The 19,062-nt window shown below is 71.4% G+C and carries 17 protein-coding genes and 1 pseudogene; 8 read left to right on the top strand and 10 right to left on the bottom strand.

All coding sequences use genetic code 11. The annotated features are described in order from the left end of the window. Positions 1-25: 25 nt before the first annotated feature. Positions 26-799, bottom strand: coding sequence for a peptidase (locus tag OHA98_RS28785; protein ID WP_266929736.1), 774 nt, complete (start codon positions 797-799; stop codon positions 26-28). Beyond that, entirely contained in the window at positions 796-2,007 is a 1,212-nt protein-coding gene (locus OHA98_RS28780) for a pyridoxal phosphate-dependent aminotransferase (protein WP_266929735.1), read from the bottom strand. The genes OHA98_RS28785 and OHA98_RS28780 overlap by 4 nt, the downstream gene beginning before the upstream one ends. Positions 2,008-2,092: 85 nt before the next feature. On the opposite strand from OHA98_RS28780, the gene OHA98_RS28775 reads away from it, so the two are divergent. Next, a complete protein-coding gene (locus OHA98_RS28775; RefSeq protein WP_266929734.1) occupies positions 2,093-2,785 on the top strand; it encodes a helix-turn-helix domain-containing protein in 693 nt (230 codons plus the stop codon). A 26-nt stretch (positions 2,786-2,811) separates the two neighbouring features. After that, on the top strand, positions 2,812-3,480 hold the full coding sequence (locus tag OHA98_RS28770) for a uridine kinase (protein ID WP_266929733.1): 669 nt from the start codon (positions 2,812-2,814) through the stop codon (positions 3,478-3,480). A gap of 71 nt (positions 3,481-3,551) precedes the next feature. On the opposite strand, the gene OHA98_RS28765 is transcribed toward OHA98_RS28770, so the two are convergent. Beyond that, positions 3,552-4,472, bottom strand: a complete 921-nt coding sequence (locus OHA98_RS28765; protein ID WP_266929731.1) for a carbohydrate kinase family protein — start codon at positions 4,470-4,472, stop codon at positions 3,552-3,554. Then, positions 4,469-5,452, bottom strand: a complete 984-nt coding sequence (locus OHA98_RS28760) for a pseudouridine-5'-phosphate glycosidase (protein ID WP_266929730.1) — start codon at positions 5,450-5,452, stop codon at positions 4,469-4,471. The genes OHA98_RS28765 and OHA98_RS28760 overlap by 4 nt, the downstream gene beginning before the upstream one ends. Positions 5,453-5,599: 147 nt before the next feature. Here OHA98_RS28760 and OHA98_RS28755 point away from each other — a divergent pair, with 147 nt between their 5' ends. Further along, on the top strand, positions 5,600-5,962 hold the full coding sequence (locus OHA98_RS28755; protein WP_266929728.1) for a cupin domain-containing protein: 363 nt from the start codon (positions 5,600-5,602) through the stop codon (positions 5,960-5,962). Here the strand turns inward: OHA98_RS28755 and OHA98_RS28750 are convergent. The 3 genes from OHA98_RS28750 to OHA98_RS28740 form a co-directional block, all read right to left on the bottom strand. After that, positions 5,952-7,373, bottom strand: coding sequence for an MFS transporter (locus OHA98_RS28750; protein ID WP_266929726.1), 1,422 nt, complete (start codon positions 7,371-7,373; stop codon positions 5,952-5,954). The genes OHA98_RS28755 and OHA98_RS28750 overlap by 11 nt on opposite strands. A gap of 127 nt (positions 7,374-7,500) precedes the next feature. Next, complete coding sequence (locus OHA98_RS28745; protein ID WP_266929725.1) at positions 7,501-8,046, bottom strand: methylated-DNA--[protein]-cysteine S-methyltransferase; 546 nt, start codon at positions 8,044-8,046, stop codon at positions 7,501-7,503. Positions 8,047-8,167: 121 nt separating this feature from the next. Then, complete coding sequence (locus OHA98_RS28740; protein WP_266929724.1) at positions 8,168-9,061, bottom strand: glycerophosphodiester phosphodiesterase family protein; 894 nt, start codon at positions 9,059-9,061, stop codon at positions 8,168-8,170. A 214-nt stretch (positions 9,062-9,275) separates the two neighbouring features. Here OHA98_RS28740 and OHA98_RS28735 point away from each other — a divergent pair, with 214 nt between their 5' ends. From OHA98_RS28735 to OHA98_RS28715, 5 genes are all read left to right on the top strand, one after another. Then, on the top strand, positions 9,276-10,148 hold the full coding sequence (locus OHA98_RS28735) for an MHYT domain-containing protein (RefSeq protein WP_266929723.1): 873 nt from the start codon (positions 9,276-9,278) through the stop codon (positions 10,146-10,148). Between the two features lie 39 nt (positions 10,149-10,187). Next, complete coding sequence (uvrB, locus tag OHA98_RS28730) at positions 10,188-12,320, top strand: excinuclease ABC subunit UvrB (protein WP_266929721.1); 2,133 nt, start codon at positions 10,188-10,190, stop codon at positions 12,318-12,320. A 132-nt stretch (positions 12,321-12,452) separates the two neighbouring features. After that, positions 12,453-13,031, top strand: coding sequence for a TerD family protein (locus OHA98_RS28725; RefSeq protein ID WP_266929720.1), 579 nt, complete (start codon positions 12,453-12,455; stop codon positions 13,029-13,031). A gap of 217 nt (positions 13,032-13,248) precedes the next feature. Beyond that, positions 13,249-15,252 carry a TerD family protein gene (locus OHA98_RS28720; protein ID WP_266929719.1) on the top strand — a complete coding sequence of 668 codons (2,004 nt, stop codon included), beginning with the start codon at positions 13,249-13,251 and terminating at the stop codon, positions 15,250-15,252. Between the two features lie 278 nt (positions 15,253-15,530). Continuing rightward, the gene (locus OHA98_RS28715) at positions 15,531-16,556 is read left to right on the top strand and encodes a TerC family protein (RefSeq protein ID WP_266929717.1); all 1,026 of its coding nucleotides are present in this window, start codon (positions 15,531-15,533) and stop codon (positions 16,554-16,556) included. Between the two features lie 183 nt (positions 16,557-16,739). Here the strand turns inward: OHA98_RS28715 and OHA98_RS28710 are convergent. The 3 genes and pseudogenes from OHA98_RS28710 to OHA98_RS28700 all read right to left on the bottom strand — a co-directional run. Then, positions 16,740-16,925: pseudogene (locus tag OHA98_RS28710) on the bottom strand (MBL fold metallo-hydrolase); the annotation flags it as partial. Positions 16,926-17,221: 296 nt separating this feature from the next. Next, positions 17,222-18,004: a heliorhodopsin HeR gene (gene heR, locus OHA98_RS28705; protein ID WP_266929715.1), complete on the bottom strand. Its 783-nt coding sequence runs from the start codon at positions 18,002-18,004 to the stop codon at positions 17,222-17,224. A 499-nt stretch (positions 18,005-18,503) separates the two neighbouring features. Continuing rightward, positions 18,504-19,043: a hypothetical protein gene (locus OHA98_RS28700; protein WP_266929713.1), complete on the bottom strand. Its 540-nt coding sequence runs from the start codon at positions 19,041-19,043 to the stop codon at positions 18,504-18,506. Positions 19,044-19,062 lie beyond the last annotated feature (19 nt).

Here is a 19,062-nt window from a genome sequence, read left to right as displayed (position 1 = left end):
GGCAACCACAGGGCCAGGAGGCCGGCTACGCCGCCGGGCCCGCTCCCGTCCCGGCCCCCGCTCCCGTCCCGGCCCCCGCTCCCGTCCCTGTTCCCGCCGCCGTGGCCCGTTCCGGACCCGGACCCGGCCCCGGGGAGACGCGGCGACCGGCGCCCAGGGAGACACCACGGCCGGCGAAGAAGCGCCCGAAGTGCGCCAGCGACAGCCGCGCGGACCGCGTCCCGGCGTGTGTCCCGGACGGATTGTGGAAGTGGACGCCGTCCCCGTCCGGTGTACGGGAGGTCAGCAGCACCAGATGCCCGCCCCGCCCGGGGGCCGGCCGGTCGGGGTGCCGGATTCCGTAGTGCACCGATGCCATCACCGTCCGGCCCTCGTCCAGCAGGCCGGGGATCTCCTGGAGGGCGAGATGGCGGTGCACGGTGGCGTCGAGCCCATGGACCTCGTGCACGTACCGGGCGAACGGGGCGTAGATCAGGCCCTTGATCACCCCGTCCGCGTCCTCGGTGTACGCCCCGTACTCCAGCCCGCCGTCGCGCAGGGCGAACAGCGGGGGAACGGCGGCACCCGGGCCGGGAACACCGGGCGGGCCGGGTGCTCCGGGTGCGCCCAGGGCCATGCGCAGACAGGTCATTCCGCACAGATGGCCCGCCCAGCGCGCGTACTCGGCGGGCGACGCCGCGCCGGATTCCGCCCAGCCCGGATCCTCGGCCGGATCGAGCCCGCCCTCGACGATCGGCCCCACCAGCTCCGGAGTGGCGAACTGGGTGTGGACGGGAACCCGGCAGAAGGAACAGGTCACTGGCGGTATCCGTTCAGAAATCGGCCGATGCGGCTGATCGCCGCGTCCAGATCGTCAGCGTACGGGAGGGTCAGAATCCGGAAGTGGTCAGGACGCGGCCAGTTGAACCCCGTGCCCTGGACCACCTGGATCTTCTCGCGCAGCAGCAGATCGAGGACGAACCTCTCGTCGTCGACGATCGGGTGCACCTTCGGGTCGATGCGCGGGAAGGCGTACAGCGCGCCCTTCGGCTTCACACAGGACACGCCGGGGATCTCGTTGAGCTTCTCCCAGGCCCGGTTGCGCTGTTCGTACAGCCTGCCGCCCGGCGCCACCAGTTCGCGGATGGACTGTCGGCCGCCGAGCGCCGCCTGGATGGCGTACTGAGAGGGCGCGTTGGGGCACAGGCGCATGGAGGCGAGCATGGTCAGGCCCTCCAGATAGCTGCGGGCGTGCTGCTTGGGCCCGGACACCACCATCCAGCCCGAGCGGAAGCCCGCGACGCGGTAGGTCTTCGACAGCCCGCTGAAGGTGAGGCAGACCAGGTCGGGGGCGAGGGCCGCCACGCTGTGGTGCTCGGCGTCGTCGTAGAGGATCTGGTCGTAGATCTCGTCGGCGAGCACCAGCAGCCCGTGCCTGCGGGCCAGTTCGAGGATCCCGTCGAGGATCTCGCGCGGGTACACGGCGCCGGTCGGATTGTTCGGGTTGATGATCACGACGGCCTTGGTGCGGTCGGTGATCTTCGACGCCAGGTCGGCGAGGTCCGGGTTCCAGTCCGCCGACTCGTCGCAGACGTAGTGCACGGCCTTGCCGCCCGCGAGCGTCACCACGGCCGTCCAGAGCGGATAGTCGGGCGACGGGATCAGCACCTCGTCGCCGTCCTCCAGCAGCCCCTGCACGGCCATGGAGATGAGCTCGGAGACCCCGTTGCCGAGGAAGATGTCGTCCACGCCGACATCCGGCAGCCCCATGCCCTGGTAGCGCTGCGCGACAGCGCGCCGCGCGGAGAGGATGCCGCGCGAATCGGTGTAACCGTGCGCCCGCGGGAGCATCCGGATCATGTCCTGGACGATCTCCTCCGGCGCCTCGAAGCCGAAGAGCGCCGGATTGCCCGTGTTGAGGCGGAGCACGCTGTGGCCCGCCTCCTCAAGGGCGTTGGCCTGCTCGATGACCGGGCCCCGGATCTCGTAACAGACCTCGTTGAGCTTGCTGGACTGCCGGAACTCCATGCGGTGCCTCCCCGACCTGATTGCGATACTTGGTTTTACCAAGCTTGGACTTGGAAAGTCCAACAACATGTCTAGACTGCGTCGCATGCCACGTCAGCAGCAGCCAGCAGCACGCCCTGTCCGCCGCCGCAGTTACGACCAGTTCTGCGCCGCCGCCCGCGCCCTCGACTCCGTCGGCGACCGGTGGACCCTGCTGATCGTCCGTGAACTGCTGGCGGGCCCGCGCCGCTACACCGATCTGCACGCCGACCTGCCCGGTGTCAGCACCGATGTGCTGGCCTCCCGTCTCAAGGACATGGAACAGAGCGGCCTGGCCGTGCGGCGCCGGCTCCCGCCACCGGCGGCGGCGTCCGTGTACGAGCTCACCGAGCGCGGCCACGGCCTGCTGCCCGTCCTGGCCGCGCTCGCCGAGTGGGGCGCGCCGGCACTGACCGAGCGGCGCCCCACCGACGCGGTACGGGCGCACTGGTACGCCCTGCCGCTGCTGCGCGCCCTGGACGGCCTGACGCACAGCGGAGTCGTCGAAGTCCACCTGGACGAAGGCGAGTTCCACGTCCGTGCGGGGGCGGGGGCAGGGGCAGGGGCGGGAGCGGGTGGGGCGGGCGGGGATGTGTACGGATACGGCCCCGCCGACCGTCCCGACGCCCGGATCAGGCTCGCCGCCGAGCTGTGTCCGGCGCTCGGCAGGGGAGAGGTGACGTTCAACGAGGCGGTCAAGGACGGACGGATCGAAGTGACGGGCGAGGGGCCGCTCGCCGCCGAACTGCGCGGGGAATGAGGTCATGGACGGGGGATGATGGACGTGTGCGACTCGAAGCGATCACCTGGGACGGGCTGGCCGAGGCCCTGGCGGCGCACGCGGACTCCCTGACGCCGTCGGACGGCGGTGCCCGGCTCCGGGCGGGCATCGACGGAGCCCCGGCGTCCGGTACCGGAGAGCTGGCGGAACGTGTGGCCCAGAAGCTGCGGGTGCGCGGCCGTGCCGTGCTCGTCGTGGCCACCGAGGGATTCCTGCGTCCGGCGAGTCTCCGGTACGAGTACGGGAAGGAGGACCCCGACTCGTACACCGACAGCTGGTTCGACACGGGTGCCCTGTGGCGCGAGGTGTTCGGGCCGCTGGAGCCGGGCGGCAGCGGGCGGGTGCTCCCGGACCTGTGGGACCCGGTGACGGACCGGGCCACCAGGAGCCCGTACCGCGCCCTGCCCGAGGGCGGAGTGGTGCTCGTGCACGGACCGCTGCTGCTGGGGCGCTGGTTCCCATTCGACCTGAGCGTCCATCTGGGGCTCTCACCGGGGGCGTTGCGGCGACGCACCGCGGAGTCCGGCCGGTGGACCCTGCCCGCGTTCGCCCGGTACGAGGACGAGGTCACGCCCGCCGAACGCGCCGACGTGGTCGTACGGGCCGACGACCCGCGGCATCCCGCCTGGTCGGGGCTGGGGGACGCGGGGCGGGGCGCGGGACGGGGCACGTAGCGGGAGGGCGGCGCGTGACGGTGGGCCGGTGCGGCGGGGGGCCAGGGTGCGGTGGTGGGCAGGCCGGGGCATTACGGGGGTGGTGGTCTGCCGCCGACCGTGGCGACCGCTTCCGCTCCCGCCCGGCAGCCCGCGGCCGCGGCCGCGGCGGCGTCCGCCCCGGCGAGCCGCGCCGCGAGGAAGCCACCGGTGAACGCGTCGCCCGCGCCCGTCGAGTCGACCGGGCCGTCGACCGGGGGTGCGGCGACACGGGCGGTCACCGCACCCCCGGCGGCCAGCAGGGCGCCCCGCTCGCCGAGCGTGACGACGACCTCCGGGAACTGCCGGCTCAACTTGGCCGCGGCGTCGGCCGGTTCGGGCAGACCGGTCAGCCGCTCGGCCTCGTCCGCGTTGGGCAGCAGCAGATCCGCCCCTTCGGCGAACTCCAGGAACCGGCCGGCGCCCAGCTCGGCCAGAAAGCCCGCGGAGGCGGGGTCCACACTGACCGGGATGCCGCGCCGCCGGGCCGACCGCAGGGCGAGAAGGGCCGTCGCGCGACTGGTGGCGGCGAACAGGAGATAGCCGGAGATGTGCAGATGGGCGACGCCGTCGAGCATCGAGGGCGAGAAGTCGTCGGGGGCGAGGCGCAGCACGGCGCCGCTGTCGGTGAGGAAGGTGCGTTCGGCGGACCGGTCCACCAGCGCGATGACTGTCGCGGTCGGCACCTCCGTGTCCAGGGCCAGCAGCGGACGGACACCCGCGCGTTCCAGCGCCTCACGGTGCCAGGCCGCGGAACCGGCCCCCGCGCGGGCCAGCAGGGTCACGTCCCGGCAGCCCGAACGCGCCGCCCAGCAGGCGACATTGGCGCCCGCGCCGCCCGGCAGCGTATCGATCCGGGCCGCTGTGTCCGTGCCGTGGACGAGCCCCGATCCATGCCGGGCCACGATGTCCGTGACCACCTCCCCGACGACGAGCAGCCCGCCGGACGGGGGAAGGCCGCCCCCTTCCGTCACCGGAGGGCCGCCGCCGCGATCCGCGCCGCGAGCCGCACATTTCCGCGTACCGCGGCCAGGTTGGCCTCCAGCGACGCGCCGTCGGTCCGCCGCATCAGCTGGTCCAGCAGGAACGGGGTGACGGCCTGTCCGACGATGCCGCGCTCCCGGCAGGCGTCCAGCGCCTCCGCGAGCACCCGGTCGTGCACCGCGGGGTCCAACTGGTCCTCCTCCGGTACGGGGTTGGCGACGATCAGCGCGGATTCCGGGCCGCCGAGGGTCTCACGCGCCCGCATCACCTCCGCCACCTCCCCGGGGGTACGCACCGTCCAGTCGACCGGCTCGCCCGAGCTGCTCAGATAGAAGCCGGGGAAGTGCCCGGTGCCGTAGCCGAGCACTCCGACCCCGAGCGTCTCCAGGCGCTGGAGGGTCGCCGGGACGTCGAGGATCGACTTCACTCCCGCGCACACCACCGTGATGCCGGTGCGTGCGAGCAGCCGCAGATCCGCGGACTCGTCCTGGCTGTGGGTCCAGTCGCGATGCACTCCGCCCAGGCCCCCGGTGGCGAAGACGCGCAGCCCCGCGCGGGCGGCGAGGAAGGCCGTCGCGGACACGGTCGTCGCCCCGCTCGCGCCCGCCGCCGACGCGGGCGCGAGGTCCCGGTGGCCCAGCTTCCGTATCGCCGGATCACCGGCGACGCGCTCCAGCCCGGCTTTGTCCAGGCCCACTTGTGCTCTGCCGTCCAGTACGGCGACGGTCGCCGGGACGGCCCCCTCGGTGCGCACCAGCTCCTCCAGCTCGATCGCGACCTGAAGGTTGCGGGGGCGCGGCAGACCGTGCGCGATGATCGTCGACTCCAGTGCGACGACGGGGCGGCGGGCGGCGAGGGCCGCGCGTACCTCGTCGGACAGGGCCGGTGCGTAGCGCCCGGTGTCGTGCGCGGGGCCGGGGGTGTGCTCCGGCGGCCGGTGGGTCGTCTGCTCCGACGGGTTCTGTGGCATGCCCCATCCCTGTCGCGGGCGGGGCGCCCGCAAACCAGGGAGTGCCGCCCTGTCACCGGTCCTGGCCGTTTCCCGCCGCTCCTGGTGGCCTTCCCCGCCGGTCCCTGGTGGCCGGGCCTCGGGGAGCGGCGGCTAGGGTGACCGGCCATGACGACACTTGATCAAGCTCCCGCCTCCTTCTCCGTGCACATCCCGGACGCCGAACTGGAACCGGAACCTCTCGATCCCGCGCAGATCGTTTCGGGCGACCCGGTGGTGACGGGCAAGGTGCTGTGGGAGTCCCCGGACGGCAAGCAGGTGCGGGGCATCTGGCAGATCACGCCCGGAGTGGTCACCGACACCGAGGCCGACGAGCTGTTCGTGGTCGTCAGCGGGCGGGCGACGGTCGTGGTCGAGGGCGGCGCGACGCTGGAGGTGGGGCCGGGGGACGCCTGCGTGCTGCGGGAGGGCGACCGTACGACGTGGACGGTGCACGAGACGCTGCGCAAGGCCTACCACATCAGCCTCTGAGGCACCGGTTCCGGCCGGCGGCCGGGCCCTCTGCCGGGGCCGCGGCCTGTTCACCGTTCAGGTCCGGGGTCCGGTCCGCGGCCTGTTCACCGTTCAGGTCCGGGGTCCGGTCCGGGGTCCGTTCGTCATTCGGGTCGTCCGGGGTCCGGCCGCTGTCCGGTCGCAGGCTCCGGCGCAGGGCGAGCGCGGCCATCGGCAGCAGCAGACAGGCGCCGATCGCGTTCAGCGGGCCGTAGCCCCACTGGGAGACGATCACCCCGGCCACCGCGCCGCCGACGCCCGCCGCCGTGTTCATGGTCAGGTCCGACAGACCCTGCACGGCGGCGCGGGCGGCCGGCGGCACCGAGTCGGTGAGCAGGGCCGAACCGGCGATCAGGCCGGCCGACCAGCCGAGCCCGAGCACGAACAGTCCTGCGGCGGTCTGACCGTCGCGGTGCCCCGCGGTGCCCGCCAGCAGCGCGGCACAGGCGAGCAGCCCGACCGCCAGACCGATGACGGCGAGCCGGCCGAGCCGGTCGGACAGCCAGCCCATCACCGGTGAGAACGCGTACATGCCCGCGATATGGCCGCTGATGACCAGCCCGATCAGCTGGAGGTCCGCACCGTGCCGGCCCAGATGGACCGGGGTCATGACCATGATCGAAACCATGACCGTGTGCGAGACGGCCACGGTCACCAGCGCGAGCCGGGCCATCGGGGCGGCCCGGACGGCGGCGACGGCGGCGCGCAGCGAACGTTTTCCGGCGGTGGGGCCGTCGTCCGGGGCCAGCGCGCGGGCCGTGAGCAGCGGGTCGGGGCGCAGCAGTACCGCGACCACGAGACCCGCGAGCAGGAAGATGCCGGCCGCGATGAGGAACGGGCCCGCGGTCTCGGGCACGGGTGTACCGCGGAAGAGCCGGCCCGCCGGTGCGGTGATGTTGGGGCCGAGCACGGAGCCGATCGTCGTGGCCCAGATGACGGTGGAGATCGCCCGGCCCCGCCGGTCCGGGCCCGCGAGATCTGCCGCGGCGAACCGGGCCTGGAGATTGGCCGAGGAGCCGGCGCCGAACGCGGCCATGCCGAGCAGCAGCAGCGGAAAGCTGTTCACGACGGTGGCGAGCACCACCAGGCCGGCACCGAGCGCGCCGATCAGATAGGCGAGCACCAGGCCGGGGCGGCGGCCCCGTGCGGTCATCAGCGCGGCCAGTGGCAGGGACAGCAGGGCCGTACCCGCCACCGAGGCGGTCGAGGCGAGACCGGACAGCGCTTCGGAGCCACCCACCTCCGTGGCCAGGACGGGGGCCAGGGCGATGGCGATGGGCACACCGAGGCCGCCGAGTATCTGGCTGGCGATGAGCACGGCGGATGTCCTGCGCTGCAGGGCGGGCAGGTCGGCAGCGGTGACCGCGGGTATGGAGCGGGGTGTCGTCACCGGCGAAGTGTGCCATCACTCGTACGTGGGTACGAAGGCGGTTTCGGTGTCCCGCTGGTCACACGGCGGCGGGACACGGCGGCTGCGGGCCGGAACGGCGATTGCCGCCCCGAGCAGTGACTGCCTGCTAGAACAGCGGCTGCGGAAGAACCCCCTCCAGGGCGAGCAGCTGCCGCTTGGTCTCCAGCCCGCCGCCGAAGCCGCCGAGCCCGCCGTCGCTCTCCACGACCCGGTGGCACGGCACCACCACCGGGAGCGGATTGGACCCCATGGCCGCCCCCACGGCCTGTGCCGCCCCCGGCTGCCCCACCCGCGCGGCCAGGTCGCCGTACCCGACGACCGTCCCGTACGGCACACCGGACGCCAGCTCCCGGAGCACCTCGCGGTGGAAGCCGGAGGTCAGCGACCAGTCCAGCTCCAGCGTGAATTCCCGCAGCCCGCCCGCGAAGTAGGCCGCGAGCTGGCGTATCGGCCCGGCCAGCCGCGCGGAGCCGGGAACCTCCACCGGCTCCGCGCCGAGCCGCGTGCGCAGCTGACCGAGCGCCCGCTCGCGGACGGCGGGGCCGGCGTGGAAGATCACGCTCACCAGCCCGGTGCCGGTGGCGGCGAGCAACAGCGGTCCGATGCCGCTCGGTACGACGGACCACTCCACGGCCGGCTCGTTGCTGTTCATGCCGACCACGGTACGGCCGGCCACTGACAACGCGGCCTCCGCGGCCCCACGACGGCCCTCGGCACCGGTTCCCGCCGGTCCCCGTCCGTCCGGCGTCAGCGCCCGGCGCCGGCGTGTGGCGTCAGCGCGTGGCGTCACGCACCACGTCGGGGAAGTTCGTGATGATGCCGTCGACCCCGAACTCATGCACCTTGGCCGCGTTCGCCGCGTCGTTGACCGTCCAGGTGTTCACCTGGAGCCGCTTGCCGTGCGCGCCCTTCAGCTTGTGCACGGCCGCCACGTAGTCCGCGCTGACCGTGGAGTACGAGGGGTTGATCTGGTCGGTGAACGCCGCGTACGACGGCAGATCGGCCACCGCCGGGGTGCCCAGGAAGCCGGTGGTGATGTCGGGGCGGAGCGTGTGCACCTTCTTCACGCTGTCGCCGCCGAAACTCTGGATGATCAGCTTGTGCTTCACATGGCGGCGATCGAGCCAGCCCTCCTTGCGCAGCACCCGGAGAGTGGCCTGCTCGATGCCGGGGTAGGTCTCCGGGCTCTTGATCTCCAGCAGCAGCTTCTGGTGGTTGCGCTCGACCCGGTGCAGATACTGCTTGAGCGTCGGTACCCGGGCACCCGCGAACCGCACGCCGAACCAGCTGCCCGCGTCCAGTCTCGCGATCTCGGCGGCGGTGAAGTCCTTGACCGCCCAGGGGGCGCGGTCGGGGTAGACCTCCTCGGCGTTCGTCGTCCGCTTCAGGTTGGTGTCGTGGATGACGACCAGTTCACCGTCCTTGGTGAGCTGCACATCGTTCTCCACCCAGTCGATGCCCAGGTCGTCCGCGGCGTCCACGGCGGCCAGGGTGTTCTCCGGCGCGTACGCCGAGGCCCCCCGGTGGGCGAAGACGACCGGGCTGTCGTGACGGCCATGACCGTCGTGACGGTCGGCGGCCTGCGTCTGGGACGCGGGCAGCAGCAGAGCGCCGGCGCCGAGCAGGGCGGCGACGGCGGTGGAGGCGGTTGCGGTACGTACGGACACGTGTACTCCTCGCTCGGAGATGCGGACACGCAGAGAGTCGCAGCCGATCACCAACGGAGAACAGGGCGCCGATGGCCACGACGTGAACGGAATCCTCGGTACCGGGTCACCGGCGGATTTCCATGTCGATAAAATGCCGCTCTTATGTTTGTCTGCCGGGCCTCGCCCCTTAGGGTCACCCCCGAACCCGGGCTTCCGTGAAGGGCGTACCAGCATGCAGGGCACAGTGGACGGTTTCAGCTACGGCCTCGTCACCCCGGTCGCGGCATTTCTCATGGCCTGCCTCGGCGCCGCGCTGGGACTGCGCTGCACCACCCGGTCCCTGAGAACGGAACAGTCCTTCAAAGCCGGCTGGCTGGCCCTGGGGGCCACCTCCATCGGCTCCGGTATCTGGACCATGCATTTCGTCGCGATGATGGGGTTCACCGTCGAAGGGGCGCCGATCACGTACGACAAGGCCATCACCTTCGCGAGCCTGGCCGTCGCGATCGTGATGGTCGGTATCGGCATTTTCATTGTCGGCTACCGCGGCGCGACCCGCATGGCACTGATCACCGGCGGCACCATCACCGGCCTCGGGGTGGCCTCCATGCACTACCTCGGCATGGCGGGAATGCGGCTCCAGGGACAGTTCGCGTACGACACGCTCACCGTGTCCCTGTCCGTCGTCATCGCCGTGGTGGCCGCGACCGCCGCGCTCTGGGCGGCCGTCTCCGTCCACGGCTTCGCGGCCAGCCTCGGCGCGAGCCTGGTCATGGGGGTAGCGGTGAGCGGAATGCATTACACCGGAATGGCCGCGCTCGACGTTCACCTGCATGCCGACGCCGCCACCGGCGCCGTCGCCGGAGACACCCCCGCCACACTGATCGTCCCGATGCTGATCGGCCCGGCCGTCTTCCTGCTGCTGGCCGCGGTGATCGTGATGTTCGACCCCCTGGTGGTCATGGGAGAGCCCGCCGGGGAGGTCCGACGGAACGGCGGGGGCGCCCGGGGCGGCGGCCGGCCCGGGTCCATGGCCGCCCAGCCGCGCCGCGCGACCCATGAAACCCCTGGCCGCAGGGATACCAGGCCGCCGCGGTACCGCTGATCCGGCCCCGTTGTCAGTGGGGGGTCGTACGGTGGTTGCATGCGGCCCGTTTCGAAGATCGAACGTTCGGTGGCGCCTTTCGAGGTCGTCAGCTCCTACCAGCCCAGTGGCGACCAGCCGGCGGCCATCGCCGAGCTGGAGCGGCGCATCCGCGCCGATGAGAAGGACGTGGTCCTGCTCGGCGCCACCGGCACCGGCAAGTCGGCGACCACCGCGTGGATGATCGAGAAGCTGCAGCGCCCCACCCTGGTGATGGCGCCGAACAAGACGCTCGCCGCCCAGCTCGCCAACGAATTCCGCGAGCTCCTGCCCAACAACGCCGTCGAGTACTTCGTCTCGTACTACGACTACTACCAGCCCGAGGCGTACGTACCGCAGTCGGACACCTACATCGAGAAGGACTCCTCGATCAACGAGGAGGTCGAGCGGCTGCGCCACTCCGCGACGAATTCGCTGCTCACCCGGCGTGACGTCGTCGTGGTCGCCTCCGTCTCCTGCATCTACGGCCTCGGCACGCCCCAGGAGTACGTGGACCGGATGGTCCAGCTCACGGTCGGCGAGGAGATCGACCGCGACCGGCTGCTGCGCCGCTTCGTCGAGATGCAGTACAGCCGCAACGACCTGGCGTTCACCCGTGGCACCTTCCGGGTGCGCGGCGACACCATCGAGATCTTCCCGGTCTACGAGGAGCTCGCCGTCCGCATCGAGATGTTCGGCGACGAGATCGAGGCGCTCTCCACCCTCCATCCGCTCACCGGAGAGGTGATCAGCGAGGACCGGTCCCTCCACGTCTTCCCCGCCAGCCACTATGTCGCGGGTCCCGAGCGGATGGAGAAGGCGGTCAGCGGTATCGAGCAGGAGCTGGAGCAGCGCCTGGCCGAGCTGGAGAAGCAGGGCAAGATGCTGGAGGCCCAGCGGCTGCGCATGCGCACGACGTACGACATCGAGATGCTCCGCCAGATCGGCACCTGCTCCGGCGTCGAGAACTACTCGATGCACTTCGACGACCGCGCCCCGGGCACCGCCCCCAACACCCTCCTCGACTACTTCCCCGAGGACTTCCTGCTCGTCCTCGACGAGTCGCACGTCACGGTGCCGCAGATCGGCGCGATGTACGAGGGCGACGCCTCCCGCAAGCGGACCCTCGTCGACCACGGGTTCAGGCTGCCGTCCGCCATGGACAACCGCCCGCTGAAGTGGGAGGAGTTCCTGAAGCGGACCGACCAGACCGTCTACCTCTCCGCCACCCCCGGCAAGTACGAACTCTCGCGCGGCGACGGTTTCGTGGAGCAGATCATCCGCCCCACCGGTCTCGTCGACCCCGAGGTCGTGGTCAAGCCCACCGAGGGCCAGATCGACGACCTGGTGCACGAGATCCGCAAGCGCACCGAGCGCGACGAGCGGGTCCTGGTCACCACCCTCACCAAGAAGATGTCCGAGGACCTCACCGACTACTTCCTGGAGCTCGGCATCCAGGTCCGCTATCTGCACAGCGACGTCGACACACTGCGCCGTATCGAGCTGCTGCGCGAGCTGCGCGCCGGTGAGTACGACGTCCTGGTCGGCATCAACCTCCTGCGCGAGGGCCTCGACCTGCCCGAGGTCTCGCTGGTGGCCATCCTCGACGCGGACAAGCAGGGCTTCCTGCGCTCGGGCACCTCGCTCATCCAGACCATCGGACGTGCGGCCCGTAACGTCTCCGGCCAGGTCCATATGTACGCCGACAAGATCACCCCGGCCATGGCGCAGGCCATCGACGAGACCAACCGCCGGCGCGAGAAGCAGATCGCGTACAACACCGAGCGCGGCATCGACCCGCAGCCCCTGCGCAAGAAGATCAACGACATCGTCGCGACCATCGCGCGCGAGGAGGTCGACACCGAGCAGCTCCTCGGCACCGGCTACCGGCAGACGAAGGGCGCCAAGGCCCCGGTTCCGGCGCTGGGCGGCAAGGGGGCCAAGGGTGGCGCGGCACGGGGCGGGGCCGCGGCGAACGGCGCGGTGGTCAGCGACCGCCCCGCGACCGAGCTGGCCGGGATCATCGAGGAGATGACCGACCGGATGCGGGCGGCCGCCGCCGACCTGCAGTTCGAGGTGGCCGCCCGGCTGCGTGACGAGGTCGGCGAGCTGAAGAAGGAGCTGCGGCAGATGAAGGAAGCGGGCCTCGCCTGACCACGCCGGTCCGGTGTGTTGCAGGACCGACACAAAAACCGCCCAAACCTGCTGCGGGCCTGGGCGGACTGCGTAGGGTGCGGGGAAACCGCACACGGACGGATGCGGGGCAATGCGGAGAGGGGACAGCGCGTGACGGTCAATATGACCAAGGGTCAGGCCATCAGCCTGCAGAAGAGCGACGGGGGGACCCTGACCGCGGTACGGATGGGGCTCGGCTGGCAGGCGGCTCCGCGCCGCGGACTGTTCGGCTCGCGCACCCGCGAGATCGACCTGGATGCCTCGGCGGTGCTGTTCGCCGACAAGCAGCCTGTCGACGTCGTGTTCTTCCGCCACCTCGTCAGTGATGACGGCTCGGTGAAGCACACCGGCGACAACCTGGTCGGCGGCGCCGGTTCGGGCGGCGACGACGAGGCGATTCTCGTCGACCTCGCGCGCATCCCGGTCCACATCGACCAGATCGTCTTCACGGTGAACTCCTTCACCGGACAGACGTTCCAGGAGGTGCAGAACGCCTTCTGCCGCATCGTCGACGAGACCAACGGCCAGGAGCTCGCCCGGTACACGCTCGACGGCGGCGGACAGTACACCGCGCAGATCATGGCGAAGGTGCACCGCGCGGGGAGCGGGTGGCAGATGACCGCCCTCGGCAACCCGGCCAACGGCCGCACGTTCCAGGACCTGATGCCCTCGATCCTGCCGCACCTGTAGGTGCCGGTCACGGCACCGGACACGGCGGAACGCGGCAGAGTCCGGTCCACAGCGGTACGAGTACTACGAGCAGTACGAGCAGTAAGAGCAGCTCCCGGAGGCCCCGCCGCCGGGAGCTGCATCACATCGCACGGCACCGCAGCACCGCGAGACCCGTTCGAACCACACACCGAGCAGCACCGCACCACAAGCCGATCGTCGAGGGGACAGGGCAGGAATGACGGCCGAACTGGTCCGGGGGCAGAACCACACCTTGCCCCAGACCCGTCTGGAGATCCGGGTATCGGCGGGTTCCCCCGTCGTGGCCGGAGCCACCCTCGGCGACGAACAGGGCACGGTGCGCGGCATCGAGTGGATCGCGCACCCCGGATCGCCCCGGCTCCCCGGTCTTGAGGTGTCCCAGCAGGCCGCCGCGGGCCACCGGCTCGCGGTGGACCTTGACGCCCTGCCCGACGCGGTCCACCGTGTCACCGTGCTGCTCGCCCTCCCCGTGGGCGCCGGCGGTCCGGTGAGGTTCGGTGCGGTCGCCGCGCCCTTCGTCGCCGTCACCGGGCTGGACGGCACCGAGATCGCCACCTTCACGCTCACCGGCCTGGACTCCGAGACCGCCGTCAGCGCCCTGGAGCTCTACCGCCGGCAGGGAGCCTGGAAGGTCCGCGCCGTCGGCCAGGGATACGCCGCCGGACTCGCGGAGATGCTCGCGGACCAGGGGGTGGCGGAGGCCGCGGAGCTGGCCGGTTCCATCCAGGAAGCCGTCGCCCGGGGCATGGCCCGCTCCGTGGCGCCGCCACCGCCCCGTACCCCGGACGGAGACCGGGCCCGCCACGCAACGGGACCCTCGGCCTCCCCGGCGCCCCGGCCCGCCGCCGAGCCCTCGTCGGGCGCCCCCCGGCCCGCCGCCGAGCCCTCCCCTGCGGTCCGGCCCGCCGCCGAGCCGTCGGCCGACCCCGCCGCGGCCGGCGTGCCCGCGTCCGGTGCCACGGGGGCAGCCGCGGCGGGCGGCCCCATCAGCTACGCGCACCCGCGTCGCCGGAGCACCGCACCGCCGCCCCCGCCCGCGGCACCCCAGGCCCCGCCCGGACAGGCCGCGCCTCCCGTCGCCGGTGACGCGACCGGCTGGTCGATGGACGAGCGCCTCTACAACCAGATCTGGGGCATGTTCGAGGATCTGGCCCGTGCCACCGCCGCCTACCGCAGCGCCGTGGACTTCGCCGACTCCCGCATGGAGCAGGAGCTCGACCGCACCCTGTCCGACCCGCGCAACCGGATCGGCGGCGCGGGCGACCGGGCCCGCGAGGCGGCCCTCGCCAAGCGCGACGAGCTGACCGGCCGGGCGCGCGAGGCCCTGGACCGCGACCTCGCGCAGCTCGTCGCCGAGGCCGCCGTCGTCGAACCCGCGCTTCCCGCCGCCTACGCGGGCTGGGGCAATCCCGTCTGGCACGGCTACCGCGTCCCGATGGAGATTCCGATGGCCCTGCGCATCGGTGACCTCCATCTGCCCGAGCGCACCGACCTGCGCATCCCGCTCCTCGTACGGCTGCCCCTGGAGCGCGGCATCTGGGTCGACAGCGGCCGCACGTCCTCCGGGGCCGCCGCGCTGGCGGACACCGACAGCCTGCGCCGCCTCGCCATGGAGAGCGCGGTCGGCCATGCCGCCCGGATGCTCGCCGTCTACCCCGCCGGGGAGTTCTCGGTGCATGTCATCGACCCGGCGGGCTCGGCGTCCGGGGCACTCGCGCCCCTGGTCGGCGCGGGAGTCCTCGCCGGGCCGCCGGCCGCCGGACCCGGGGGAGTGGCCTCGGTCCTCGCCCATCTCACCCGGCGCGTGGACCTGGTGCAGATGGCGGTCCGGGCCGGTGCCGCCGACTCGCTCCCGCCCGACCTGGACACCGGCGAGCACCTCCTGATCGTCAACGACTTCCCGCACGGTTTCGACGACCGGGCCGTCACCCAGCTGCGCTACCTCGCCGACGAGGGCCCCGCGGTCGGAGTGCACCTGCTGATGGTCGCGGACCGGGAGGACGCCGGCGCGTACGGCCCGGTGCTCGACCCGCTGTGGCGCTCCCTGCTGCGGATCACCCCGGTGGCCGACGACCACCTCGCCGACCCCTGGGTCGGCCATGCCTGGACGTACGAGCCGCTGAGCCTGCCGCCGGGCAGCCGCGTCCTGGAACAGGTGCTCGCCGCCGTGGCCGCCGCCCGTCGCACGGGCGGCCGCTGAGCCTCCCCGCCCCGGCAACCGCCTGCGGTCAGGGTGCGCGACAGTGCCCTGACCTGCCGTTTTGGCGGTTTCTTTACTCTTCCCTTTACCTTTTCTTGGTAGTGCCTGTACTGTTTCTTGGACGGAGGGGAGTACTCCCATACGCGACGTTCCCGTCAGTACGGACTGTGACCGGTCCCGGGGCGTCGGCCCAGGCGCGCACCCCGTGCGCCCAGGTGGAAGAGACCTCCGGCAGCGACGACGCTGATCAGTAGCCGTAGCGAACTGCCGGAGGCGCAGTGGACGTTTCATGGACCCTTTGGGTGCTGACCATTCTTGGTCTGTGCGCCTTGATCGCCGTCGACTTCTTCATCGGGCGCAAGCCCCATGACGTGTCGACAAAAGAAGCCGGAATCTGGACCATCATCTGGATCGCGCTGGCCGCCCTCTTCGGGTTCGGTCTGCTGCTCTTCGGCGAGAGCCAGGCATCCGGCGAGTTCTTCGCCGGGTTCATCACCGAGAAGTCGCTCAGTGTCGACAATCTCTTCGTCTTCGTCCTGATCATGGCGAAGTTCTCGGTGCCCTCCCACCTCCAGCAGCGTGTGCTGCTCGTCGGTGTGCTGATCGCGCTGGTGCTGCGGACCATCTTCATCGCCGCGGGCGCCGCGGTGATCGCCAACTTCTCGTGGATCTTCTACATCTTCGGCGCGTTCCTGATCTACACCGCCTGGAAGCTCATCCAGGAGGCGCGGGCCGACGAGGACGAAGAGGACTTCGAGGAAAACCGACTCCTCAAGTCGATCGAGCACCGCTTCGGTGTCGCCGACAAGTACCACGGCACCAAGCTCTTCATCCGGAGCAACGGCAAGCGCGTGCTGACCCCGCTGATGGTCGTCATGCTCGCCATCGGCACCACCGATGTGCTGTTCGCCGTGGACTCCATCCCGGCGATCTTCGGTCTGACCCAGGACCCGTACATCGTCTTCACCGCCAACGCCTTCGCCCTGATGGGGCTGCGTCAGCTGTACTTCCTCATCGGCGGCCTGATGAAGAAGCTGGTCCACCTCAGCTACGGCCTGTCGGTGATCCTCGGCTTCATCGGCGTGAAGCTGCTGCTGCACGCGCTGCACGAGTCCGGGGTGCACGTTCCCGAGGTCACCATCCCGTTCTCGCTGGCCTTCATCTGCGCCGTGCTGGTGGTCACCACGATCACCAGCCTCATGGCCAACAAGAAGCAGGCTGCGGCCGAGGCCGAGGCCGAGGCTGAGGCGGCGGCGAAGAAGGACGATCAGGCCGACGAGGAGAGCAAGAGCATCTCCGGCTGACCCCGAGGGGCAGTGGCGTCAGCCGCGGGGCGACGCCGAGGAATCCGGTACCGGCCGGGGTGAGCGGAGATGTCCGCCCGCCCCGGCCGGTTTCCGTTCGGCGGGGCGGGACAGGGCGGCGGTGGGCGGGGCCGAGCCGGCCGGGGACGAGGCCAACGGCCATCCGCGCGGGCCCGCTGCCCGCTACCAGCCGCGTGCGCGCCACTCGGGCAGCCGCGGCCGCTCGTCGCCGAGCGTGGTGTCGTGCCCGTGCCCCGGGTAGACCCAGGTCTCGTCGGGCAGCCGGTCGAACAGCTTCGTCTCCACGCCATGGAGCAGGCTCGCGAAGGCCGCCGGGTCCTTGCGGGTGTTACCGACCCCGCCGGGGAAGTCCTAGGTTCCTCTGAACACCAGGATGCTCCCCGCGCCGTACCCTCGTCTTCCTTTACGCGCGGATCTCTGGGGACCCGCGCGTACCGTCGACGGGGCGTCAACCGGCAGCTGAGCGACCTGCGGCCGTTCTCCGAGGAGAACGGCTGGGAGGTCGGCGGCGAGTACGTCGAGAACGATGTGAGCGCGCACTCGGGTGAGGAACGCCCCCGCGTACGACCGGCTGATGGCCGATGCCATCGAGGCAGCCGTCCGGGTGTTCAGGTCTTGCCGCTGAGGTTTCGGACAGAAGAGGTTCAGTCAGCCAGCGAGCCGGCGAAGATCTGCCACGCCAGGAGTGACTTCGCCACGAGGCTGAGGACCAGGTAGGCCTTTTCGCCATATGCGTAGTGGGACCACCGGCCGACTCCGCGGTACTGGAGCCACTGGTTGAGACCGAAGCTGAAGAAGAGGGCGGCCTGGACGAGAACGATTCCGTACACGAAGCCGGGGACGGTCTCGGCCGCGACGGTGTTATACGCGATCGAGACCCACGGCGTGACGCCGACCAGCGTCCCGAACCAGAACGGCAGCATCCTTGTCCTCGCCCGCCCCGGAGGGTTCATCACCTCCTCGACCCAGCCGAAGAGAATCATCCCGACGTTGGCGCCGACGACGGCGATGACGGCATTGAGGCTGGTAATGCCCGCGTAGAAGCCGATGAGGAGCACCATCAGGGTTGCGCTCAGCGCGTACTCCAGCCACCGGAAGCGGTTGATGCCGCGTCTGAGGTCGCGTTCGTAGGTGTCGCGGCACACTGTCGCCGTCAGCAGGTGATCTGCCGCCGCGAGGGCGAGGAAGACGGCGACGGCCCAGCCGATCGGCACGTCGAACAACGCTTCCGGGGCGGGCGCTGCCGTTCCCGGTGGCCCCTCGGGGACGGAGGAGGTCACGGTGATCGAGAAGCTTCCGGCGAGCAGGACGATGGCCACGGCCTGGATCAGGTGCAGCAGCGTGAGCCCCAGGTTCCACCTGCGGAGCCCGGTGAGACGCTCGGTGGTGACACCGGTGGCCACCGATGTGCCGTCCTCTCGCTCCACAGGTCCTCCCCAGTGGCTGGTGCCGTGGTACGTCAGCATGGTCGTACCGGTCGGCCGGGAATCACGGCAGTCACGCCACGGCCCCGCCGAAAAGTCGCCCGAGTGGCGCCCGGGAATCCGCCGAAACCGCTGGCCTCCGGGACGCCCCCCGAGATCTCTCCCGGGACGGTGTGGCTGGGGTTGCGAACGACCACAGCAGCTCGCTGTGCTGGGGTACCGCCCGCCGAACAGTCCTCCCAGGGCGCTGATCTGGAGGCTTCCGGCGCCCGGCGTCTGTTCTTGGACGGTGACCAGAGCGCAGGCCGGCGACGGGCTCCGATGTCGAGTGCGGGTGCCGGGGACGACGCCTTTGTGCCGCACCGTGTCCGGCTGCCGGCATGACGGTTGGGTGCGCGAGCCGCGTAGGACTGCGCGCAGTCACCGGCCCGGCTGAACCGGGCAGGGCGGCTGTGCCCTGGTCCGGCCCGCGGGGGGCCAGGGTGCAGGGCGTTTGCGATGTTCAACGACGTGGGGTGAGGGGTCCGGACGGATCGGCGGTGCGGGATGTGGCCCGGGACGCGTCGTGGACTCTGGCGAAGTACTGGCCGGGTGGGTGGAGGGGCACGGAAGTGATCACGGTTGTGGCACCGATGCGGGCGGCGAACCGCGCCAGGGCGCGGGCGGGTAGGCGGTGAAAGAGGTTGGTGCGGGCGGGGAACGGGACGCTGGCATTGCGGTAGTGACCGGCTGCGGCGAGGGACTCGGTGTGGGGTGCGAGAACGGCTTCCGCCTGGTGGGTCAGGCGCCGGTGGCGGGCGATATGGAGTAGGGCGTTGACGCTGAAGCCGCGGGAGCGGAAGGCGACCGCGGCGGTGACCTTGCGGCCGGTGCGGGCGGCGAGCCGGCCCGCGTGGGCGGCTACGTCCGCATCGGCGCGGGCGCCGGTCAGGATGCCCAGGACGCCACCGCCTTCCGGGCCGCCGACGACGGTGTAGGCGTGGACGGGGGAGGTGCGGGGCGGGGCGGGTGTGCTGCGGCGGTGGGGGCTGAGGGTGGTCATGACGGCCGTCCTTCCGGAT

The sequence above is a fragment of the Streptomyces sp. NBC_00654 genome (genome assembly GCF_026341775.1).
In the GTDB taxonomy this organism is placed as follows: domain Bacteria; phylum Actinomycetota; class Actinomycetes; order Streptomycetales; family Streptomycetaceae; genus Streptomyces.
Note: the sequence above shows the minus strand (reverse complement) of the source record. Positions and strands in the feature narration are given on the sequence as shown.